Raw genomic sequence first — 20,101 nt, 5'->3', positions numbered from 1 at the left:
GAGCGACATCTTGAAAAAGAAATGGTTAATTGGAGTGGGGATCCTGGTGTTGGTAGGTGGTATGGTCACGATTGCTGCGTTGCAAGCGCAAGGGTCGACAGCGGAAGTGGAAGTAACCGCGTTGTCGCAGGAGGAGTTAAGTGAAGAAGTGATGCTTACCGGTACGCTCATGCCCCGCGATCAGGAACAGATCTTTTTTCAACCGGAGCGAGGAGAGCTGGATGAAATTAAGGTAGAAGAAGGAGACAAAGTGAAAAAAGGGGATACGATTCTCTCGTACAAAAACCCCTCTTCACAGGTAAAAGCTTCAAAAGGGGGGACGGTGATTCAAGTGGAAGAGGTGCCCCCGTCTCAGGCTGCAACCCGTCCGGTGGTGGTGATTGCCGATCTGACGAAACAGGAAGTACATGCGAAAGTATCGGAGTATGAAGCGCTTAACGTCGAAAAAGGGTTATCTGCCACCTTGACCTTTGATGCCTTGCCTGATGAAGAGTGGGTAGGTGAAGTGACACGTGTCGCCTATTTGCCGGCGGAAGCCGAAGGTGCTGGTGGCGATGAGCAAGTGGTGTACCCCATTACGATCCAACCGGAAGAGCGATTACCGGTGAAATTGGGCTCCAAATTAATGGTAGTGATTCAAACAGAACCCACCGAAGCGTCTACCTTGCCGCAAAGTGCGGTGATCAGCCGTGGAAACAAAAATTTGGTGTTTATTGTGGAGGATGGAAAAGCGCAAGAGAAGGAAGTAAAACTGGGCATTTCCGACGGAGACAGGGTAGAGATTCGCTCCGGCGTAAAAGCGGATGAGGATGTGATCGTCGATCCGCCTCAGGATTTGAAAACCGGCAAAGAAGTGACTGTGCGATGATTCGGCTGGAAGGGTTGGGCAAGACCTACCAGACGGGAACCGTTGCATTGGAAGTGTTAAAAGGGATCGATTTACACGTCAAATCTGGAGAATATATCGCCATTATGGGACCTTCCGGCTCCGGTAAGTCCACATTGATGAATATTATCGGCTGTCTGGATCGGCCAACCGTCGGGGAATACCATTTAAACGGACAGCCGGTTTCCGCGATGGATGAGGTGGAGCTGGCGGGTGTGCGCAATCGAGAGATCGGTTTTATTTTTCAACACTTTCACCTCCTGCCCCGCATGACCGCACAACACAATGTGGAGCTTCCTTTGATCTATTCCGGAGTAACCTGGCAGGAGCGACGGGAGCGGGCGTTGGAAGCGTTGGAAAAGGTGGGGCTGTCCGACCGAGCTCATCACCGCCCTGCGGAATTATCAGGGGGACAACAGCAGCGGGTAGCGATTGCACGGGCGTTGGTTAACCGTCCGCGGCTATTGTTGGCGGATGAGCCGACCGGTGCGTTGGATACGGCTTCCGGTAAACGGGTGTTGGACTTGTTTGAACAATTGCATGATGAAGGGCGGACCGTGGTCGTTATTACCCACGACCCCGACGTAGGGGAGCGGGCACAGCGGCAAATTCGGCTTCGCGACGGGGAAATTGTTGCTGACAGCGCCATGGAGAGGGAGGGGACATCATGAACGGCTGGGAAAACCTAAAAATGGCCCTCGACTCCATCCGTGCGCACAAGATGCGCTCCCTTTTAACGATGTTGGGGATTGTAATCGGAGTAGCTTCTGTGCTGGTGATTGTCGCCATCGGTCAAGGCGGGACGGAGCAACTGACGGAATCCTTTGCCGGGACGGGAAACTCGATCACGATTATGCCCAGTCAGGAGATTCAGATTGAAAACAACGGTGTGACTCCACCCCATTTTTTCACCCAGCGCGATCTGCGGGATCTGGAGCAAATCCCTGATGTGGAGCAGGTGATGGTAGCCAGCTATCAGGTGATGGATACCGCTTATCGTGAGGAATCTGTCGATGGTGCGTTTGTCTACGGCGTTAACAATACAGGCTACATGGAGATGGCTGGTCAGGGTGTGATCCAGGGACGGCAATTTCAGGCGACGGACTTCCGGCGAGGAAATGGAGGCGCGGTTCTGAGCCAAAGTTTATATGAAAAGCTATTTCCCGACGGCGAAGGCGTGGGAGAAATCATCCGCGTACAGAACCAGCCGGTTCAGGTGATTGGGGTACTGGAGCCGCCTACCGGCTTATTGGGTTCCTTTGCACAGGATGAAGTGTATCTGCCTTTTGCTACCTGGCGCAATGTTACCGGAAAAAATGAGATCAATCAGTTGACTGTAAAAACATCCAGCGCGGAGACGATTCAGGAAGTCGGGGAAGAAGCGGTTGCGGTTTTAAATCGAAATCATGGCACTGAAGGGGACTACGAAGTGATGAACTTGGACCAGTTGGTTCAGGGGATCAACCAAGTGGCCAACATCATGACCGTAGTGATCGGCAGCATCGGTGGCATCTCGCTGTTGGTGGGAGGGATCGGTGTGATGAATATTATGCTGGTTTCCGTCACCGAGCGAACCCGGGAGATTGGGATTCGGATGTCTCTAGGTGCCACCCGTGGACAAATTTTAAAACAGTTTTTGATTGAATCGGTAGCCCTGTCGGTAATCGGCGGGTTGATCGGCATCTTGATCGGATACGGGGCCGCCTTGTTAATCAGTCTCCTCTCCCCGTTGCCGGCGGTGATCTCGCCTGTGGTGGCAGTGGGAGCGGTCGCCTTCTCCATCCTATTCGGTGTGATATTCGGACTGTTGCCGGCCAATAAAGCGTCTCGGCTCAACCCGATTGAATGTTTGCGCTATGAATAATCATTATCACGGATCAGATTGCCGGTAGGCGACTGATCCTTTTTTGCGTTGATTTTACCCAAGTGTAGATTCCATTTGGATGGGGAATATAATCGAGAGTTCGGGTGGGATCTAACTGTGAAGGAGGGCCCTTCGTGGGTTCAGATCAAAAAGAGAAGCGAAGGTCCAAAGGACGGCTGGCCAAGATAGGCGGTTATGTCGGCAGAGCGCTACGGTCGATCCCGACATTATTGAAGCCGGGAAAGGCGGGTTGCACATTTTGGAGTATGGTCGTTACTGCGGTGGTATACACCTTGATTTTTCCCTGGACCTTTTCTGTGGGGCTGGTGGTAATGATCTTCATTCACGAGATGGGGCACGTGTGGGCGGCAAAACGAAAGGGACTGCCTGTGTCGGCTCCTGCTTTTATCCCTTTTGTTGGAGCACTTATCACGCTAAAAAAGCAACCCCGGGATGCAGTGACTGAGGCGTATGTCGCTTTAGGTGGGCCGGTGGTGGGGGCAGCGGGAGCTTTTGCTTGTTATCTCCTCTATCGTTGGACCGGGTGGGAAGCGTTGTTGCCCATTGCTTTTATCGGCTTTATTCTTAATCTGTTTAATCTATTGCCCATTCATCCCTTGGACGGCGGACGAATCGTGACCGCGATCTCGCGTTGGTTTTGGTTGGTGGGTTTAGTGGCGGGTTTGTGGCTGATCCTTTATACCTTGAATATCTTGTTGGTCTTAATCTGGTTGTTGTTCGCCTATCAGTTATGGGATGCGTACATTCCCCGCAAACGGGCAAAAATGCGCACTCTGCGAACGACGGCACATTTTCAACCCGCTTTATTTGAGGATGTAGGGATGTTGATTCCGGGGGAGCGACATCAGCGGGATCTCAGCTTTGAACAGTATTGTACCTTGCGGGAGCGCGAGCATTGGTGCGATATTCATTATCCTGGAGTAGGAATTGTCCACCGCCTTCGCGGTTTTTCCGGCCGTTTTCAACGGGTGCGATTGATGGAAACGCGGATCGAACAGGAAAAAGGGGAGCGGCGGATCTTGATGGAAATGTTGCTCACCTATATTCCAGGTGAGGATGAGACCCTTTTGCGCAAAGATCGCGCTTATTATCAAGTGCGCGCTCGCGTGCGGTTGGGATATAGTTTGGCCTATTTTGGATTAGGTGCATTTCTGGTACATATGGTTTGGCGGCTGGCCAGCTTTTCACTGACCGGACCGTTAATGGTTTCTTAATATCGCTCATATAAAAGCCATCCCGGATTAACGGCTAACGTTGATCCGGGATGGCTTGTTTTTATACTTTTGATTTGACAGGGAGAGCAATGTGAGTTAATATTGCTCTATCAGATAGAGCAACCAGGCAGAATAATCGCAAGGAAGGTGCATAATGATCAGGAGTGATATTATCCGGGGGCATTTGGATTCGATTGTTTTACGATTAATCCTGGAGAAAGACAGGTACGGGTATGAAATATCGAAACAGATTAGTTTACGGACAAACAATCGTTTCCAGATTAAAGAAGCCACCTTATATGCAGTGTTTCAAAGGCTGGAAAGAAAAGAATGTATCGAATCTTACTTTGGAGATGTTTCCCACGGCAGCAAACGGAAATATTACAGAATTACAACTTTGGGCAAGGCTTATTTGAAGGAAACATATGAAGAATGGCAGGAAGTAAAAGAAATCATTGATATGTTTATGGAGGGATAATCATTGAAGACCATCAAGCAACATGTGGATGATTTATTTAAGGATATACCGGAAAGTGAAAAGAAGGAAATTATCAAACAAGAAATCACAGAAAACCTAGAAGAAAAAATGCGAGACCTAATGGAACAGGGTAAGGAAGAAGAGGATGCGATCAATAAAACGATTATTGAGTTCGGCGATATTGAGGAAATAAAAAATGAGTTGGGTATAAAACAACCATCAAAACGGAATAAAGCCAAATTAAATTTAGGGTTCTCATTATGGGGCAGTGCCCTAATTATTGCACTGGTCGCATTTATCAATTTTTATTACACGCCTGATACCATTTGGTTTGTTTATCCGACATTTGCCGTGCTCTGGTGGCCATTATCGATGTTTCATTACTGGTTAAGTACAAAGTGAGGAGGATTCCGGTGGACAGACATCGAATAGGATTTGCTTTTATCGGAAGTCTGATGAGTATTATTTTCCTTATGATTGTAAACTACCTGACTAGCCCCAATTATTTATGGTTTTTTTACCCTGCTTTTGTTCTTCTGTTGTGGCCTATAAGCTTGTTTTTTATAAAAAAAGGTCAATATAAGCAGCACGCGCTTTTTGTTTGTATCCTTCTGATCGTTTTTCTAATCACGATCAATACGATTTATTTTCCGGTGCATCCATGGTTTCTATATGCTGCTTTCCCCATTACTTGGTGGCCGATCTCGCTATTTTGTGGCAGCAAGGCGAAGACACTCGCCTTCGCCTTCTTTGGCAGCATGAGTATCATTTTATATTATTCGATTCTAAATGCAGCCCTTTCACCTCAGTATCCATGGGCGATTTACCCCACTTTCGCTGTTTTGTGGTGGCCGCTTGCTCTGTACTATGCACGGCAAAAGAATCATTTTGGCTTTTCCGTTGTAGGTAGTTTACTAACCATTCTCTTTTTTATCATCGTCAATGCCGTCTCTTCACCACAGACAATTTGGGCGATCTATCCCATCTTCCTCGTTCTCTGGTGGCCACTTGCCACTTATTATTTTCATTTTAAGAGAGAAGAACTGCAAAACCAAAATAAAAAACTCCAACATGACTGAGGGAGAGAAACCATGATTAACCTACATCAACGCGATTTAAAAAAAGAGATCGCTCCATATGAAAAAACCAATATAAAAACAAGTGTACAGCAAATATTAAACACGTTTGTGCCCTTTTTTCTTTTGTGGTATCTCGCTTACCAGAGCTTGGCGATTTCTTATGGGCTCTCTTTGGCCTTCGCGGTTGTTGCATCTGGCTTTTTAATACGTATCTTTATCATTTTTCATGATTGTTGTCACCACTCATTCTTCAAAAGTCGTAAAGCCAATGAAATTCTCGGTACGATAACGGGGATTCTGACATGCCACCCCTATCATCAATGGAAGCACGATCATTCCATTCACCATGCAACCAGCGGCAATTTAAATAAAAGAGGGACCGGGGATATTTGGATTATGACAGTAGAAGAATATGAAGCGTCCTCTTTTTGGAAACGAACGGCTTACCGCTTATACCGCAACCCGTTTGTCATGTTTGTGCTCGGTCCCTTCTGGATTATGCTGATCCTTAACCGATTTAACAGAAAGAATGCGAGAAGAAAGGAGCGATTGAATACTTATATCACAAATGTAGCCATCGTATCCCTGTCGGGCTTGCTCTGTTATGCAATTGGATGGCAGTCATTCCTGATGGTCCAGCTCCCCATCTTTTATATTTCAGGTGCTGCCGGGATATGGCTCTTCTATGTACAACACCAGTTTGAAGATAGCTATTTTGAAAAAGAGGAAGAGTGGGACTATGTAAAGGCCGCTGTGGATGGCAGTTCCTTTTACAAGCTGCCCATGGTGTTACAATGGCTGACCGGAAATATTGGCTTTCATCACGTTCACCATCTAAGTCCCAGAGTGCCAAACTATTATTTGGAGAAGGCTCATGATAACACCCCTGATTTACAGAAGGTGACCACGATTACGATTGCTTCTAGCCTGCAAGCGATTCGATTTCGTCTTTGGGACGAACAAAATAAGAGATTTGTAGGATTTCAGGACATTAAAGGAAGTGGAAAAAGTGAAGGGAAGCACTGAAAGTGCACTTTCCCCTATCTCGGAAAAATCACGTCTTGTCTACCTTGATAATATAAAAGTTGCTTTAACTTTGCTTGTTGTTGCTCATCATGCAGGGCAAGCTTATGGGCCAACGAACGATTGGCCCATTCTAAGTGTTGAAAGATCATCCATATTAGGATCATTTTTTGATGTAAATGGCGCTTTTCTCATGGGGTTATTCTTTTTAATCTCAGCTTACTTTACCCCAGCCTCGGTGGATCGAAAAGGAATCGGTTCTTTTTTAAAGGGAAGATTTTTACTCTTAGGAATTCCTTTTGTTTTTATGTTAGTGGTGGTTTTTGGCCCAATCACCTACGTTGTAGATAAGGTTGATATCGGCTTTTGGGAATACATGTTTTTTGTTTATATCGGTCAAGGTGATTTTGAAGTTGGACATCTTTGGTTTATCGCTTTATTGTTAGTTTTCTCCGTTTGTTATTCCATTGCACGATTTGTATCCCCGCTTGTTAACGTGCGCATAAAACCGATCATTTCGTTACCAGGACATTTCTCATTATTGATCTTCTCAATCATATTAGCGTTTCTAAATTTTATCATTCGGATTTGGTTTCCCGTGGGGGTCTGGGTTGATATTTTCCCGTTTATGCCTTTAGAAATAGGACGCTTTCCACAATACGCATGCTTTTTTGTAATAGGGATTATCGCTTATCGTTACAACTGGTTAAATACCATTCCTACGATGACAGGTGTCATTTGGTTTATCATTGGAGTGATGGCAGGGATTATACACTATACCAATACATCGTTGAATCTCATTCCATCCGTTATCATATGGCCGCTCTTAGAAGCCTTCATCGGTGTAGGGTTAATGACAGGTTTACTGGTGATTGGTCGAGATTTTTGGAACAAACGTGGGAGATTGATGACATGGTTAGCCGATAATGCGTTTACCGTTTATTTAATCCATATCTTTATGGTTTATCTTTTTCAAGTTACGATGGAAGAGATCGCAATGGGACCTTTTTTAAAGTTTGTTATCGTCTCGATCACGGGGGCTATTTTAAGTTTTGTAATCAGTCATTTCATCCGAAAAATGCCTCTTGTTAATAAAATATTATGAGTTATTCGGCAATAACATAAAACAACCCATCCCAAGTTTATGGTGATGGGTTGTTTTATACAGAGGAAGCCGTTGTTATGTTTGCAGAAACTGATTGACGAATTCGTGAAAGGTTCTGGCCTTCATATCGATGTATTTGATATCTAATACAGATGAGTGCTCTGAACCATATAGGTGGATCACAGAACCTGAACGAGTGTGATTAAGTTTGGAATGAGTAAAGTCAGACCATTTCAATAATGTTTTTTGACCCTCTTTTGATAAATCCCATATTCCTTGTTCCGTAAATATAAATAGAGGTTGGGATGAAAATAATATTTTTGTTGCTTCAATGAGGATCTTTACAAAGAAACAGCCGAGAATAAACATGAGCATTCCAAATAAACCTAACAAAAAAGTGGTTTCTGGATCAAAAAAGCCGACAAACATCATGCCTAACGAGAAGAATAGCAAGCAAAACGTTACAAAGCTGTATACACAAAGGTGAAATACGATTTTTGTTTTACTCGGATATACTTCGATTTGTTTGTTCATGAGCCATCCTTTCTAGATTGTTGCTTAAGTAGAGGATTTGGTTGTTGCTCAAATATCAACATTCTTAATTATACGGTGAAATGGTTTTGCATACCATCCCTGTCATCACTTTAAAACAAGACAGTGAGGAATTGAATCCTCACTGTCTCATTGTTAGCGTTTTTCAACCTCGTGGGTGGAAGCAGTTTGGGGCTGGCGAAGAAGACGCGCAAGCCCCTTACATATTCGATGGAAGAGCGAAGGACGGGTATAACGGGGTTCACGCAGGTAAGCTTCTAGGGCGCGCTGCCGCTCTTTTTGGTATTGCTCCAGAAAATAGGGATGCTGAATCATTGAAAAAACCTCCTAGAAATAAATGTGGAAAAAACCACAAGAGTTGATATTTCTTCCTGAGAGGGTGTATCGCCCGTTAACAGGCGATAAAAAAACACCGCAGATCGAATACCGGTCTGCGGTGTTGGTTTTTGCTCAGCCGTAAAAAGGCAGCAAAAAACCGCAGGCCGGAAACGACCTACGGTGCTGTAACCACTTTAAAAGGTGATTAAAAGGGAATTACTCCCCTGCACGAAGGTCGCCGATCGGGATAGCTGAAATTGGACAGACCACTCCCGCCAATTCCGATTGCCAATGTCATTAGGGCATTGCCTTTGGTAAAAGCGCCAACAGACATACCAATCCCCGGTTGGGTAAAAAGCAATTGCATCAACATAACGACGACCTCCTTTCACAGAAATGTCATGAATTTCAAAGCAGCTTTGATTTTACTCTGCTTTGATGCCAATGTCAATGGGTTTTCGGTGCATTAGATGTCAATGATTGGAAAAGAAATTTAGGTACTACTCTATACAGCATCTTAACAGAAACAAGAATGTAAGTCTACTATTTTTTTCCCTTCTGTGCGAAACTTGGGTTTGTTGAAATTGAGGTTGGTTTTTAAATGATGGAGGGGATTGTAAGCATAAAAATCCCCTCCATATAAGGAGGAGAAGGGATGGTTTCCGAGCAATCCTACCATGAAGAACAACGGCAATTGGAACGGACATTGAAGCAGATGCGGGAGATCCTGGAGTATCGATCAAAAAAGCCGCGTTATGTTGGCAACGATGTAACGGAACAGATTTTGGATGAGATGAACGAGAAAACAAAACAAGAGCTTAAGCGGGCATTGAATGAGCCATACTTTGGCAGGCTTAATTTTCAGGAGGAGGGCAAGGCGGAGGTTCAACCCTACTACATCGGCAAGGTGGGGGTTATGGATCATGACAGCAACCATCCCATCGTGATCGATTGGCGTGCTCCTCTTGCTAGCCTGTTTTACAGTTTTAATGGAGAGGAAGATCGCACTTTTTATGAAGCGCCGGATGGAATCGTAGAAGGAAGTCTGTATTTGAAGCGAAATGTGGTAATCCGGCAACAGCAGTTGCTGCGGGTGGTGGACAGCTTTGTCAAAGGGGAGCTCAATCTGACGGGAGCGGATGAATTTCTGCTCCATAAGCTCGGTGATCGCAAGGATCACCGCTTGCGCGATATTGTTTCTACGATTCAACAGGAACAAAACGATATTATTCGTGCTCCTAAAAATACTGCTATGATTATCCAGGGGGTAGCTGGAAGCGGAAAGACGACGGTGGCCTTACATCGGTTGGCCTACCTTCTCTATCACTATCGCGATCAATTGAAACCAGAACGGATGATGATCTTTGCTCCCAGCACCATGTTTCTCGATTATATCTCCGCTGTTCTGCCTGAGTTGGGTGTGGGTGATATTCAACAGCGTACGTTTGAGGAGTGGGCGTTAGGGTTGTTGTCGGAGGAAGTGGCACTGTCCGATCCCGCTTCACGCTATTACCGCCGCTTTGAGCAGCCGAGAGGGGTGGAAGATGGGGATTTAAAATGTTCCTCCGAAGATGGCTTTGTCACTGAAAATACTGCGTCCCGCTACAAAGGTTCGATTGCTTTTAAAAGGCTGCTCGATTCGTATCTGACCTGTATGGAGGAGTGGAATACCCCGGATCGCCCGTTTGAAGCGTGGGAGAATCACGCACTGTCAGTAGATACCCTGCGCCGTTGGTATGAGTATGAGTACCGCTCCTACCCGCTCTATCGGCGTAAAGAACGGATACTGGCCCGCATCAAACGGTGGGTGGAGAGTGAGTTAAAAGCGATTGAGGATCGGCAGCGGCAAAAGGATTGCAGAAAAAAAGCCAGCCAACGCCTGCGAACCTGGTCCAAACAATGGTTGGCGCAATCGCCTTCTGAACTTTACCGGGAGCTATTCCTTCCATCCAAACGAACTCCGCAACCCATGGTTGCCGTCAGCCGTCAAATCCCGGAGGATGTCAGACAGGAAATGGCCACCGCTTTTAAGGGCAAGGTGTTGGAGTATGAGGATTTAGCCCCGCTTTTGTATATTCAGTTTCAATTGTTCGGTGTGGAGCAAAAGCAACGATTTGATCATGTGGTGATTGATGAAGCACAAGATTTTTCGCCGTTTCAAGTCGATTTGATGAAAGGGTTGGTACGGGAGAACTCCTTTACCATTTTGGGTGACTTGGCCCAGGGAATCCACGCTGATCACGGCACGGTGGATTGGAAGCAGTTGCAGGAGCTGTTTTCAGAGGAGCAAACGACCTATCATGAACTGAAACAGAGTTATCGCTCAACGATGGAAATTATCCAGTTTGCCAATCATCTGCTTGAAAAGACGAAGTTGGCGGTTTCCAAAGCGGTTCCTGTCTTTCGTAGTGGTGAGCCTGTTCAATGGATTCATATCGATCCTGGCAACAAGGTTTCAATTCTCCGGACCTGGATTAAACAGATGCAAAAGCAAGGTTATCAGAGCATGGCGATTGTGACGCGAACGGAAAAAGGGGCGAGCAACATTTATCAGGATTTACTGGAGAACGGGTTGGAAACGTCTTTTATCGATGCCAACCGCCAGGAGTACACAGGGGGAATCTCAGTGATTCCGGTTTATTTGACCAAAGGCTTGGAGTTTGATGCCGTATTGTTGTGGGAGGTGGATGAACACTATTATCGCGTCAACGAGCAAGAGGCAAAACTTCTCTACGTTGGCTGTACACGTGCGCTCCATCAACTGTGGATCGGTGTGGGTGAGCAACCTTCTCCGCTGATTCGTTGATCGAGGGAGGAAAAAAGGGAGGCGGGCAGCTCTCTACAAGGAAGAGGCGCGAAGACAGCAATCGGACCCCGGCCCACTTTGTTGTCATACAAAAACCAGACCGTCAATGACGGCCTGGTTTTTTTGAGTCGGCTTCGTTCTACTTTGGCACACCTGCCCTCTAAGGGTACCGGTGGCGTCTGCCTGATGCGTTTTATTTTTGTTTAAACTTGATTTTCATCGCTTTGGCCATCAGCTTGGGCAGGTCGGTATTGTCTTGCAGTCCGCTGAAAAGGTTGGAACCGGGGCCGTAGGCGTACAGAGGTACGTCTACACCGGTGTGTTGAGAGGATGTCCAACCAACCAAGGCATGTTCGCTTACCACCGCGTTAATCGCGTCTACCGGTTTGGTCGCGTCTTGGATCTGTTTCGCTTGTTTATCGCTGATCTCGATGTTGGCGTATTGTTTCAATACTTCTTTGGCATTGCTGCGATCTTGGTTTAGCTCTTCCGCCATCCGTTCTCCGGTGGCTTTGACATCACGCAGGATTTCCGGGTTGGCTGCGTATTGTCCGTAACCGCCCACGGACATCCCACCGGTTTCATGGTCACCAGCTACCACAACCAGGGTGTTGCCGTCTTTCTTAGCGAAGTCGATCGCGGATTTGACCGCTTTTTCAAAAGCGGCGGTATCATGCATAGCCCATGCGGCATCATGAGCGTGGCCCGCCCAGTCGATCTGGCTGCCTTCCACCATCAGGAAGAAGCCGTTGTCGTTTTTGTTCAGGGTTTGTATCGCTGTATCCGTCATTTCTTGCAGGCTGGGCTCATTTGTTTCCTCGCGTTGTTGTTCCGGAGCCATTGCATCATCAGCAAACAGACCTAACAATTTGTCGGATTTCGCTTTTTTCAGTTGATCTTTATCCTCAAGCAGTTGATAACCGTCTTCTTGTGCGGTTGCGATTAAGTCTTCTTTTTGCTTGCCGCCTTTGGATTCAGGTTGGAAATATTGCTTGCCTCCACCCAACATCACGTCCACCCGCTCCAGCATTTGCGGTGCAATATCCGCTTCGTCGGCACGGGAGGCCACATGGGATGCGAATACCGCCGGAGTAGCATGAGTGATGGTAGAAGTGGCAACCAGTCCGGTCGATTTGTCTACTTCAACTGCAGCTTCCAAGATCGTTTTTAGTTCATTGCCTTCAGGATCTACGCTGATTTTGCCGTTGTCGGTCTTCACGCCGGTAGCCATCGCCGTCCCGGCAGCGGCGGAATCCGTCACTTTCGTATCGTTGGAATAAGTTTTCATCATGCCGACAAGCATGTCGTCCCACACGGCGTCAGAACCTTTGAACCAGCGGTAATTGGTGGCATAAGAAGCGTTAAAACCGTCAGGGATCATGAAGATGACGTTTTTAACCGCACCTTTTGCCGGTTTTTGCTTTACCGCTTCCGCATCACCAGAAAGGGAAACGGCGAACACAGAAACGAGCAATGCGATCGCCAGTGTGATGCTTGTCCATTTTTTCCACATGGAAGAAATCAACTCCCTTGAGTAGTTATTAATTTGATTTTAACAGCGATACGTAAACAATCGATATAGATCCCGTAAAGTTTGGTTCAATTTTTCTGGTTTAAGATCCGGATCATCACTAGTTGCCTTCGCTAGAGTGGAATTGGATGTCGAATTCCTCTCTATTTTGGTCGAACCATTTTGAGGGTATGAAGAAAAAGGGGTTATAATGAAGAGACAGGATCGGCAGGAGGGTTAAGCTATATTAATCGCATTTGACATCGATCAACCATGGAGGGAACCGTTCTGGGAAAAAAACGGGAGCTTCGATTTAAAATTGGATACCGAACGATAAAGACGGCGGTGGGAGTCGGCTTTTCCGTGTGGATAGCGCGGGAACTGGGATTGGAATCGTACACGATGGCGGGCGTCATCACCATGTTGTGTATCCAACCGACTATTAAACGTTCCATCAATACCGCGCTGTCACGCCTTCTATGCGGATTGTTGGCTATGTTGGTCAGTGGGTTGGTCTTTACCCTCGTCGGTTACAACATACCTGCGGTGATTCTCTTTTTTCTGGCGGTCATCCCGTTGGCTACCCGCCTCAATGTGCAGGAAGGTCTTGTGATCAGTGCCGTTGTCGTTTTTCACGTATTTTTATATGAACAATGGACTTGGTCCTTCTTCTTCAATGAGATGATTTTAATCCTGATCGGTGTAGTGACGGCCTTAATCCTCAATTTGCACATGCCCAATTTGCAAAAGCGAATGAATCGCATGAAAAAAGAGATCGATCAAGCACTGACGAAGACGCTGCTGTTGGTGGCACAAGGCATACGCGAAGGGGAAAGCAGTGGATATGAGCAAGAGTTGGATCGTTTGAAAGAGATGTTGCAACAGGCGGAACGACTGGGGCGTTCCGATGTGGAGAATCATCTGTTTCGAGGCGAGGGATCGTTTCAACATTATCTGGATGTGCGTACACAGCAGTTTTACGGGTTGGAACGGATGGAGCCGTTGCTTCGATCGTTGCGAGGGCGGGATCCGCATGGAGCACCGATTGCACAGCTGTTGGAAAATTGGATAAAAGGGCGCAATCACAGCACCAAGCCCGATCGGGAACTTCACTCGATGGAAGAGCTGGCGCTCTTATATGAACGTTTTCGCAATGATGCGCTACCTGCCTCCCGAGAGGAATTTGAAACCCGCTCCGCGCTCTACCAACTGATGCGTGAATGGTCGCAATATCTGCGGTGGGAACAAAAATTGTAAAATAAATTGAGAGAATTGGTTGTCTATCACTTTCCTAAACTGGCACACCAACATAGTATAAAGCAAGCCTTGATTAGGGAGGGACCGATATGAGTGGTAGTTTCTTTGGATTGAGACGTTTGCTGATATTCTTGCTGGTGATCGCCACCATCTTTGCTTTGGTTTGTTGGTAAACGGATGAATGGACACCTTTTCAGGATATGGTTTCCTGAAAAGGTGTTTTCTTTTTTTCGTGAGGGCAAATGATATGGAAAACCGGTGGGTACATATGAATATTTTCAGATAATCAACTAACCTGTTCATATAAGCAAAAGCGTGAAGGGATGGATGAGATGGAAGACAGCATTTGGGTGATCTCCTATGGAGAGACGTCGATTCGGTTACTGATCGCAACTGCTCTAGGCGGTTTGATCGGGTGGGAACGGGAGCGAAACAACCATCCAGCCGGATTTCGTACGCATATTCTGGTTTGTGTGGGATCGACTTTAATCATGTTGATCTCCATTTATGGCTTTGCTCCGTTTATGGCGGAATCCCAGGTACGCTTTTCTCCAGATCGAATTGCAGCACAGGTGGTGAGCGGAATCGGCTTTTTGGGAGCGGGAACGATTCTGCGCCAGGGATATACCGTTAGCGGACTTACGACTGCCGCATCACTGTGGGTGGTAGCGGGAATCGGGTTGGCGGTGGGGTGTGGACTTCATTTTGAAGCAGCGTTGACCACGGTAATCGCTTTGATCAGTTTGGAGTTATTAAACCGGGCGGAAGGCATTCTCTTTCACCGCCGTCGACTAAAAGTGGTACGAATTCAGGCTGTGGATCAGCCGGGTTTACTGGGAGAATTGGCGACGGCGATGGGTCAGATGGAAATCTCTATTCGGCAAGTACAGGTGGATGAAGGTGGAGAGTCAGAGGTGGAAATTATTTTTACACTACGCTTTCCGCCGGACAAACAGATTCCGGAAATGATTGAAGCGGTGCGGGGGGTATCCGGTGTAAAAAGTGTCCATGTCGATTGATAAGCATCGCATATTACAGCAAAAGTTCGTACCACACCCGGGGGTTTGGCCGTTTTTCATAAATGTGACACCCATCGCATCTTCGCTTTCGCAACAGGGAATCCCGCCTTTTCGCTCCATACACTCGTATGAAACAAATGTAGGCGGTTAAAATGATTACCAGATCGGTTTTCTCTTGGCAAGCAGCGGAAGGTTCGCTATAATGAAATCACAAGGTCAAAGTTAGTCAAAGTCAGCGGGAGGTTCTCCGATGTCGAGTATCTCAGACATCATCGAAGGATATTTAATTAAAACATTACGGGAGGCTCCCTCCGGCACGATCCAAGTGAAACGGAGTGAGTTGGCGGACTTGTTTCAGTGCGTCCCTTCCCAGATTAACTATGTGATTAGCACCCGCTTTACAGTGGAAAAAGGGTATCTAGTGGAAAGCAAACGGGGCGGTGGCGGTTATATCCGCATCCGAAAGGTTCGTTTTGCTACTCCCAAAGCGCATTATGATGTACTCCTCCGCATGATCGGCAACCAATTGAGCCAGTCTGCCGCCGAAGATTTGATTACACGTCTGCGGGAGGAAGATTGGATGACGGTGCGAGAAGCGTATATGGTGAAAAAGTTGGTTTCGCGCGAGGTACTGGATTTGCCGGTATCGGTGCGAGACCATATACGGGCGCGCATGTTGCGTTCCATCGTGACCACGCTATTCGCCAACAAAGGAGAGTGACTTCCGATGCAGTGCCAGGAATGCGGAAAGCGTCCCGCTACCCTCCACTACACCAAAATTATCAATGGGGAAAAGACGGAGTTTCATCTGTGCGATAGTTGTGCCCGCGACAAAGGCGAACAGATGCCGGGCTTTGACGGTGGATTTTCGATTCATCATTTATTGTCCGGATTGCTCAATATGGAGCCTTCTGTCGCTGAAGGGAAACCGCGGGGCCAAACAGAAGCTCCTTCTGTCTTGCGCTGTCCCACCTGCGGTCTGACATACAATCAGTTTAGCAAAATTGGACGATTTGGCTGTAGTAATTGCTACCAAGCTTTTGGCGAACGTTTGGAACCCTTGTTTCGGCGGGTGCACGGCAATACTTCCCATCGGGGGAAGGTGCCGCAGCGCACCGGAGGAAAGTTGAAACTGCGCCGCGAAATTGAACAGTTGCGGGGTGAGTTATCCAAACGAATACAAAATGAAGAATTTGAAGAGGCGGCACGGTTGCGAGATCATATTCGCTCGCTTCAGGAAAAATTGCAAGGGTAGGGGGAAGAAGCTGGCATGTCACTCCGACGGTTTACCCAACACGCATTGAGCGAATGGATGCGCGGCGAAGGTCCGCAGTCGGATATTGTTATCTCCAGCCGCGTGCGGGTTGCCCGCAATTTGTCTGGCCTTCCGTTTCCGATGTTGGCTACTTCCAGTCAGTCTGCAGAAGTGGTGCGAAAAGTAGAGGAAGCGCTGCGCCAGGAGCCGGTTCATCCCATTCTGCGAAAAGCGGAGCTCTTACGGATGGATGATTTATCCGATCTGGAAAAGCGCGTGTTGGTGGAGAAACATCTCATCAGTCCCCATCTGGCGGAAGAATCGCGCTGTGGAGCGGTGGTCCTCTCTGCGAACGAAGCAGTCAGCATCATGATCAATGAAGAAGATCACATCCGGATTCAATGTCTGTTTCCTGGATTTCAACCTTTTGAAGCATGGCGCTTGGCCAATGAGTTGGATGATTGGTTTGAAAACACGCTTTCTTATGCTTTTAATGAAAAAAGCGGCTTTCTTACCAGCTGCCCCACGAATGTAGGTACCGGGATTCGGGCGTCGGTAATGGTCCATTTGCCGGCGTTGGCGATGACACAGCAGCGCAATCGCCTGTTTCCGGCGATTACGCAGGTAGGTCTGGCGGTGCGAGGGATTTACGGCGAAGGTTCGGAAGCATTGGGCAACCTGTACCAGGTATCCAATCAGGTCACTCTGGGGCAAGCGGAAGAGGAGATCATCGATAAATTGCAGAGTGTCGTCCGCCAGATGATTGAACATGAAAAAAATGCCCGCCGGCGTCTGATGGAAACGACCCGGATTCCATTGGAAGATCGGGTACACCGTTCATTGGGGATCTTAGGCCATGCACGGGTGATCAGTTCCAAAGAAGCGATGGAACGACTCTCCGACGTGAGATTGGGTGTCGATCTCGGCATCTTGTCGGCAGTTTCCGCCAATGTGATGAATGAATTGATGGTAAAGACACAACCCGGATTTTTGCAACAACACGCCCAGATGCGGTTGGATTCGGATGAAAGAGACATCCGGCGGGCGACGATGATTCGGGAACATATCCATAAGCAGGATTGAGCACGCAGACTCAAAAATCCCACTCCATTACTAATCGATAAGCTGAGAACGAATATTTCCCAAAAAGCGAGGTGCATTCACCCATGATGTTTGGACGATTTACAGAACGGGCGCAAAAAGTGTTGGCGCTGGCCCAGGAAGAAGCAGCCCGCTTAGGGCATGGCAATATCGGCACCGAACATATTCTGCTGGGGTTGGTGCGGGAAGGGGAAGGAATTGCGGCCAAAGCGCTGATGGGATTGGGTCTCGGTTTGGAAAAGATCCAGAAAGAAGTGGAATCCCTGATAGGGCGCGGACAGGGACAAACAGCTGATATCGCCTATACCCCCCGAGCGAAAAAAGTGATTGAGCTATCGATGGACGAAGCCCGTAAACTGGGTCATACCTATGTGGGCACCGAACACATCCTCCTGGGATTAATCCGGGAGGGAGAAGGGGTGGCCGCCCGCGTCCTCAACAACTTGGGTGTCAGCCTTAACAAAGCGCGCCAACAAGTACTACAATTGTTGGGCAGTTCGGAAGCGGTCAGTTCCCATCAGAGTGCCGGCAATGGGGCCAATACACCGACACTGGACAGTCTGGCCCGTGATTTGACTGCCTCCGCCGAGGAGGATAATCTGGATCCCGTAATTGGACGCAGTAAGGAGATTGAGCGGGTGATCCAGGTATTATCCCGGCGTACCAAAAACAACCCTGTATTGATCGGGGAGCCTGGTGTCGGGAAAACAGCAGTTGCTGAAGGCTTGGCGCAGAAGATCGTCGACGGGGAAACGCCGGAAACCCTGCGAGGCAAACGGGTGATGACCCTGGATATGGGGACCGTTGTCGCCGGTACCAAATACCGGGGTGAATTTGAGGATCGGTTGAAAAAGATCATGGATGAGATCCGACAAGCGGGTAACGTCATCCTATTTATCGATGAGTTGCACACCTTGATCGGAGCCGGTGGCGCAGAAGGGGCGATCGATGCCTCCAATATTCTCAAACCGGCGCTGGCTCGGGGTGACCTACAGTGCATCGGTGCCACCACCTTGGATGAGTATCGTAAATACATCGAGAAGGATGCCGCTTTAGAGCGCCGCTTCCAACCGATTACCGTGGAAGAGCCGTCGGCGGACGAAGCGTTTCAGATTTTGCAGGGATTACGGGATCGCTATGAAGCGCATCATCGGGTGAAGATTACCGATGAGGCGATTGATCAAGCGGTAAAGCTGTCGGACCGGTATATCACCGAGCGCTTTTTGCCGGATAAAGCGATTGATCTGGTCGATGAAGCAGCCTCTAAGGTGCGCCTCTCCTCCTATACCGTGCCACCAGAACTAAAAGAGATGGAACAGAAGCTGGAAGAAGTGCGCAAGGAAAAGGATGCCGCTGTGCAGAGCCAGGAGTTTGAAAAAGCGGCTTCACTGCGGGACCGGGAACAGAAGTTACGGGAGGAGCTGGAATCCACCCGCAATCGTTGGAAAGCGGATCAAGGCAAGACGGATTCGCAAGTAACCGGGGAGGATATCGCCGAAGTAGTAGCCAGCTGGACCGGTATCCCGGTGAAAAAGCTGGCTGAAGAGGAATCGGAGCGGCTGCTAAAAATGGAGGAGATCTTGCACCAGCGGGTCATTGGGCAGGATGAAGCCGTCCGTTCCGTCGCCAGGGCGATCCGGCGAGCCCGTGCCGGTCTAAAAGATCCCAAGCGACCGATTGGCTCCTTTATTTTCCTTGGCCCTACCGGCGTGGGGAAAACCGAACTGGCGCGAGCGTTGGCGGAGTCGATGTTTGGCGATGAAGGTGCTATGATTCGCATCGATATGTCGGAGTATATGGAGAAGCATACTACTGCCCGTTTGGTCGGGGCCCCGCCGGGATATGTCGGCTATGATGAAGGTGGGCAACTGACGGAAAAAGTGCGTCGCAAACCTTACTCCGTCGTCCTATTCGATGAGGTGGAAAAAGCACATCCCGAAGTATTTAATGTGATGCTGCAAGTGCTGGAAGATGGTCGTCTCACCGATGGCAAAGGGCGCACCGTCGACTTCCGCAACACGGTGATCATCATGACCTCCAACGTCGGTGCCGATATGATCCGCAAAAACGCCCGACTCGGCTTTGCTACCGGTCAGACGGACACTGATGAATATGAGACGATGAAACAGAATGTGATGGAAGAGCTGAAGAAAAGCTTCCGTCCTGAATTTCTCAATCGAATCGATGACTTAATCGTCTTCCACTCCTTAAAAGAGGAACACTTGGAAGAGATCGTCTCCTTGATGTCCGGCGACCTGCGCAAACGCTTAAAGGAACAGGAGATTGATTTTGTCCTCTCGGAAGCAGCTACACGCTATCTGGCCAAGGCCGGATTTGATCCCACTTATGGGGCGCGACCACTTCGGCGAGCGATCCAGAAGCATATCGAGGATCGGCTGTCGGAAGAATTGCTGAAGGGTAACATTAAATACGGCGACACCATTGAAATTGATGAAAAAGACGGGGAGCTGACAGTGACGCGCACAGCCCTCAGCCATTCCGCTCAGTCGTAAATATCACTTTCACCGCCCTTATTGTAGGCGGTGATTTTTTATGGTGTGGCCTGCATTTGGTGGAAAAGATGATATAATGGATAAAGAAACCATATGCATG

The 20,101-nt window shown here is 48.0% G+C and carries 20 protein-coding genes; 16 read left to right on the top strand and 4 right to left on the bottom strand.

Annotated elements, in window-relative coordinates; translation table 11 throughout:
• The first annotated feature begins 10 nt into the window (after positions 1-10).
• From C8J48_RS16580 to C8J48_RS16540, 9 genes are all read left to right on the top strand, one after another.
• Positions 11-868, top strand: coding sequence for an efflux RND transporter periplasmic adaptor subunit (locus C8J48_RS16580; RefSeq protein ID WP_170105642.1), 858 nt, complete (start codon positions 11-13; stop codon positions 866-868).
• Positions 865-1,557 carry an ABC transporter ATP-binding protein gene (locus C8J48_RS16575; RefSeq protein ID WP_107728378.1) on the top strand — a complete coding sequence of 231 codons (693 nt, stop codon included), beginning with the start codon at positions 865-867 and terminating at the stop codon, positions 1,555-1,557. The genes C8J48_RS16580 and C8J48_RS16575 overlap by 4 nt, the downstream gene beginning before the upstream one ends.
• Positions 1,554-2,750 (top strand): ABC transporter permease, encoded by a 1,197-nt coding sequence (locus C8J48_RS16570; protein ID WP_107728377.1) that lies wholly within the window; start codon positions 1,554-1,556, stop codon positions 2,748-2,750. Before C8J48_RS16575 ends, C8J48_RS16570 begins: the two co-directional genes overlap by 4 nt.
• A gap of 134 nt (positions 2,751-2,884) precedes the next feature.
• Complete coding sequence (locus C8J48_RS16565; RefSeq protein ID WP_107728376.1) at positions 2,885-3,985, top strand: site-2 protease family protein; 1,101 nt, start codon at positions 2,885-2,887, stop codon at positions 3,983-3,985.
• A gap of 154 nt (positions 3,986-4,139) precedes the next feature.
• Positions 4,140-4,463: a PadR family transcriptional regulator gene (locus tag C8J48_RS16560; RefSeq protein ID WP_107728375.1), complete on the top strand. Its 324-nt coding sequence runs from the start codon at positions 4,140-4,142 to the stop codon at positions 4,461-4,463.
• A 3-nt stretch (positions 4,464-4,466) separates the two neighbouring features.
• Positions 4,467-4,865, top strand: coding sequence for a permease prefix domain 1-containing protein (locus C8J48_RS16555; RefSeq protein WP_107728374.1), 399 nt, complete (start codon positions 4,467-4,469; stop codon positions 4,863-4,865).
• Positions 4,866-4,876: 11 nt separating this feature from the next.
• Positions 4,877-5,542 carry a hypothetical protein gene (locus C8J48_RS16550; RefSeq protein ID WP_245891269.1) on the top strand — a complete coding sequence of 222 codons (666 nt, stop codon included), beginning with the start codon at positions 4,877-4,879 and terminating at the stop codon, positions 5,540-5,542.
• A gap of 12 nt (positions 5,543-5,554) precedes the next feature.
• Positions 5,555-6,568, top strand: coding sequence for a Delta(5) desaturase DesA (gene desA, locus C8J48_RS16545; protein ID WP_107728373.1), 1,014 nt, complete (start codon positions 5,555-5,557; stop codon positions 6,566-6,568).
• Positions 6,543-7,670 carry an acyltransferase family protein gene (locus tag C8J48_RS16540; protein ID WP_107728372.1) on the top strand — a complete coding sequence of 376 codons (1,128 nt, stop codon included), beginning with the start codon at positions 6,543-6,545 and terminating at the stop codon, positions 7,668-7,670. The genes desA and C8J48_RS16540 overlap by 26 nt, the downstream gene beginning before the upstream one ends.
• Before the next feature lie 75 nt (positions 7,671-7,745).
• Here C8J48_RS16540 and C8J48_RS16535 read toward each other — a convergent pair whose 3' ends face one another.
• The 3 genes from C8J48_RS16535 to C8J48_RS18860 all read right to left on the bottom strand — a co-directional run bounded on the left by C8J48_RS16535 (position 7,746) and on the right by C8J48_RS18860 (position 8,913).
• Positions 7,746-8,204 carry an STM3941 family protein gene (locus C8J48_RS16535; RefSeq protein ID WP_107728371.1) on the bottom strand — a complete coding sequence of 153 codons (459 nt, stop codon included), beginning with the start codon at positions 8,202-8,204 and terminating at the stop codon, positions 7,746-7,748.
• A gap of 153 nt (positions 8,205-8,357) precedes the next feature.
• Positions 8,358-8,537, bottom strand: a complete 180-nt coding sequence (locus tag C8J48_RS16530) for a hypothetical protein (RefSeq protein ID WP_107728370.1) — start codon at positions 8,535-8,537, stop codon at positions 8,358-8,360.
• Positions 8,538-8,745: 208 nt separating this feature from the next.
• A complete protein-coding gene (locus C8J48_RS18860; protein WP_170105640.1) occupies positions 8,746-8,913 on the bottom strand; it encodes a hypothetical protein in 168 nt (55 codons plus the stop codon).
• Between the two features lie 282 nt (positions 8,914-9,195).
• On the opposite strand from C8J48_RS18860, the gene C8J48_RS16525 reads away from it, so the two are divergent.
• The gene (locus C8J48_RS16525; protein WP_107728369.1) at positions 9,196-11,346 is read left to right on the top strand and encodes a HelD family protein; all 2,151 of its coding nucleotides are present in this window, start codon (positions 9,196-9,198) and stop codon (positions 11,344-11,346) included.
• A 193-nt stretch (positions 11,347-11,539) separates the two neighbouring features.
• Here the strand turns inward: C8J48_RS16525 and C8J48_RS16520 are convergent, their stop codons facing one another.
• Positions 11,540-12,859: an alkaline phosphatase gene (locus C8J48_RS16520; RefSeq protein ID WP_107728368.1), complete on the bottom strand. Its 1,320-nt coding sequence runs from the start codon at positions 12,857-12,859 to the stop codon at positions 11,540-11,542.
• Between the two features lie 270 nt (positions 12,860-13,129).
• Between C8J48_RS16520 and C8J48_RS16515 the strand changes: the two genes are divergently transcribed.
• The 6 genes from C8J48_RS16515 to C8J48_RS16490 all read left to right on the top strand — a co-directional run bounded on the left by C8J48_RS16515 (position 13,130) and on the right by C8J48_RS16490 (position 20,001).
• Positions 13,130-14,113 carry an aromatic acid exporter family protein gene (locus tag C8J48_RS16515; protein ID WP_107728367.1) on the top strand — a complete coding sequence of 328 codons (984 nt, stop codon included), beginning with the start codon at positions 13,130-13,132 and terminating at the stop codon, positions 14,111-14,113.
• A 332-nt stretch (positions 14,114-14,445) separates the two neighbouring features.
• Entirely contained in the window at positions 14,446-15,132 is a 687-nt protein-coding gene (locus C8J48_RS16510) for an MgtC/SapB family protein (protein WP_107728366.1), read from the top strand.
• Positions 15,133-15,382: 250 nt separating this feature from the next.
• Positions 15,383-15,853 carry a CtsR family transcriptional regulator gene (locus tag C8J48_RS16505; protein ID WP_107728365.1) on the top strand — a complete coding sequence of 157 codons (471 nt, stop codon included), beginning with the start codon at positions 15,383-15,385 and terminating at the stop codon, positions 15,851-15,853.
• 6 nt (positions 15,854-15,859) lie between these two features.
• Positions 15,860-16,387, top strand: coding sequence for a protein-arginine kinase activator protein McsA (gene mcsA / locus C8J48_RS16500; protein WP_107728364.1), 528 nt, complete (start codon positions 15,860-15,862; stop codon positions 16,385-16,387).
• Between the two features lie 15 nt (positions 16,388-16,402).
• Entirely contained in the window at positions 16,403-17,470 is a 1,068-nt protein-coding gene (gene mcsB, locus C8J48_RS16495) for a protein-arginine kinase McsB (protein WP_107728363.1), read from the top strand.
• 83 nt (positions 17,471-17,553) lie between these two features.
• Positions 17,554-20,001 carry an ATP-dependent Clp protease ATP-binding subunit gene (locus C8J48_RS16490; RefSeq protein WP_107728362.1) on the top strand — a complete coding sequence of 816 codons (2,448 nt, stop codon included), beginning with the start codon at positions 17,554-17,556 and terminating at the stop codon, positions 19,999-20,001.
• The last annotated feature ends 100 nt before the right edge of the window (positions 20,002-20,101 follow it).

The sequence above is a fragment of the Desmospora activa DSM 45169 genome, from assembly GCF_003046315.1.
GTDB lineage: Bacteria > Bacillota > Bacilli > Thermoactinomycetales > DSM-45169 > Desmospora > Desmospora activa.
Note: the sequence above shows the minus strand (reverse complement) of the source record. Positions and strands in the feature narration are given on the sequence as shown.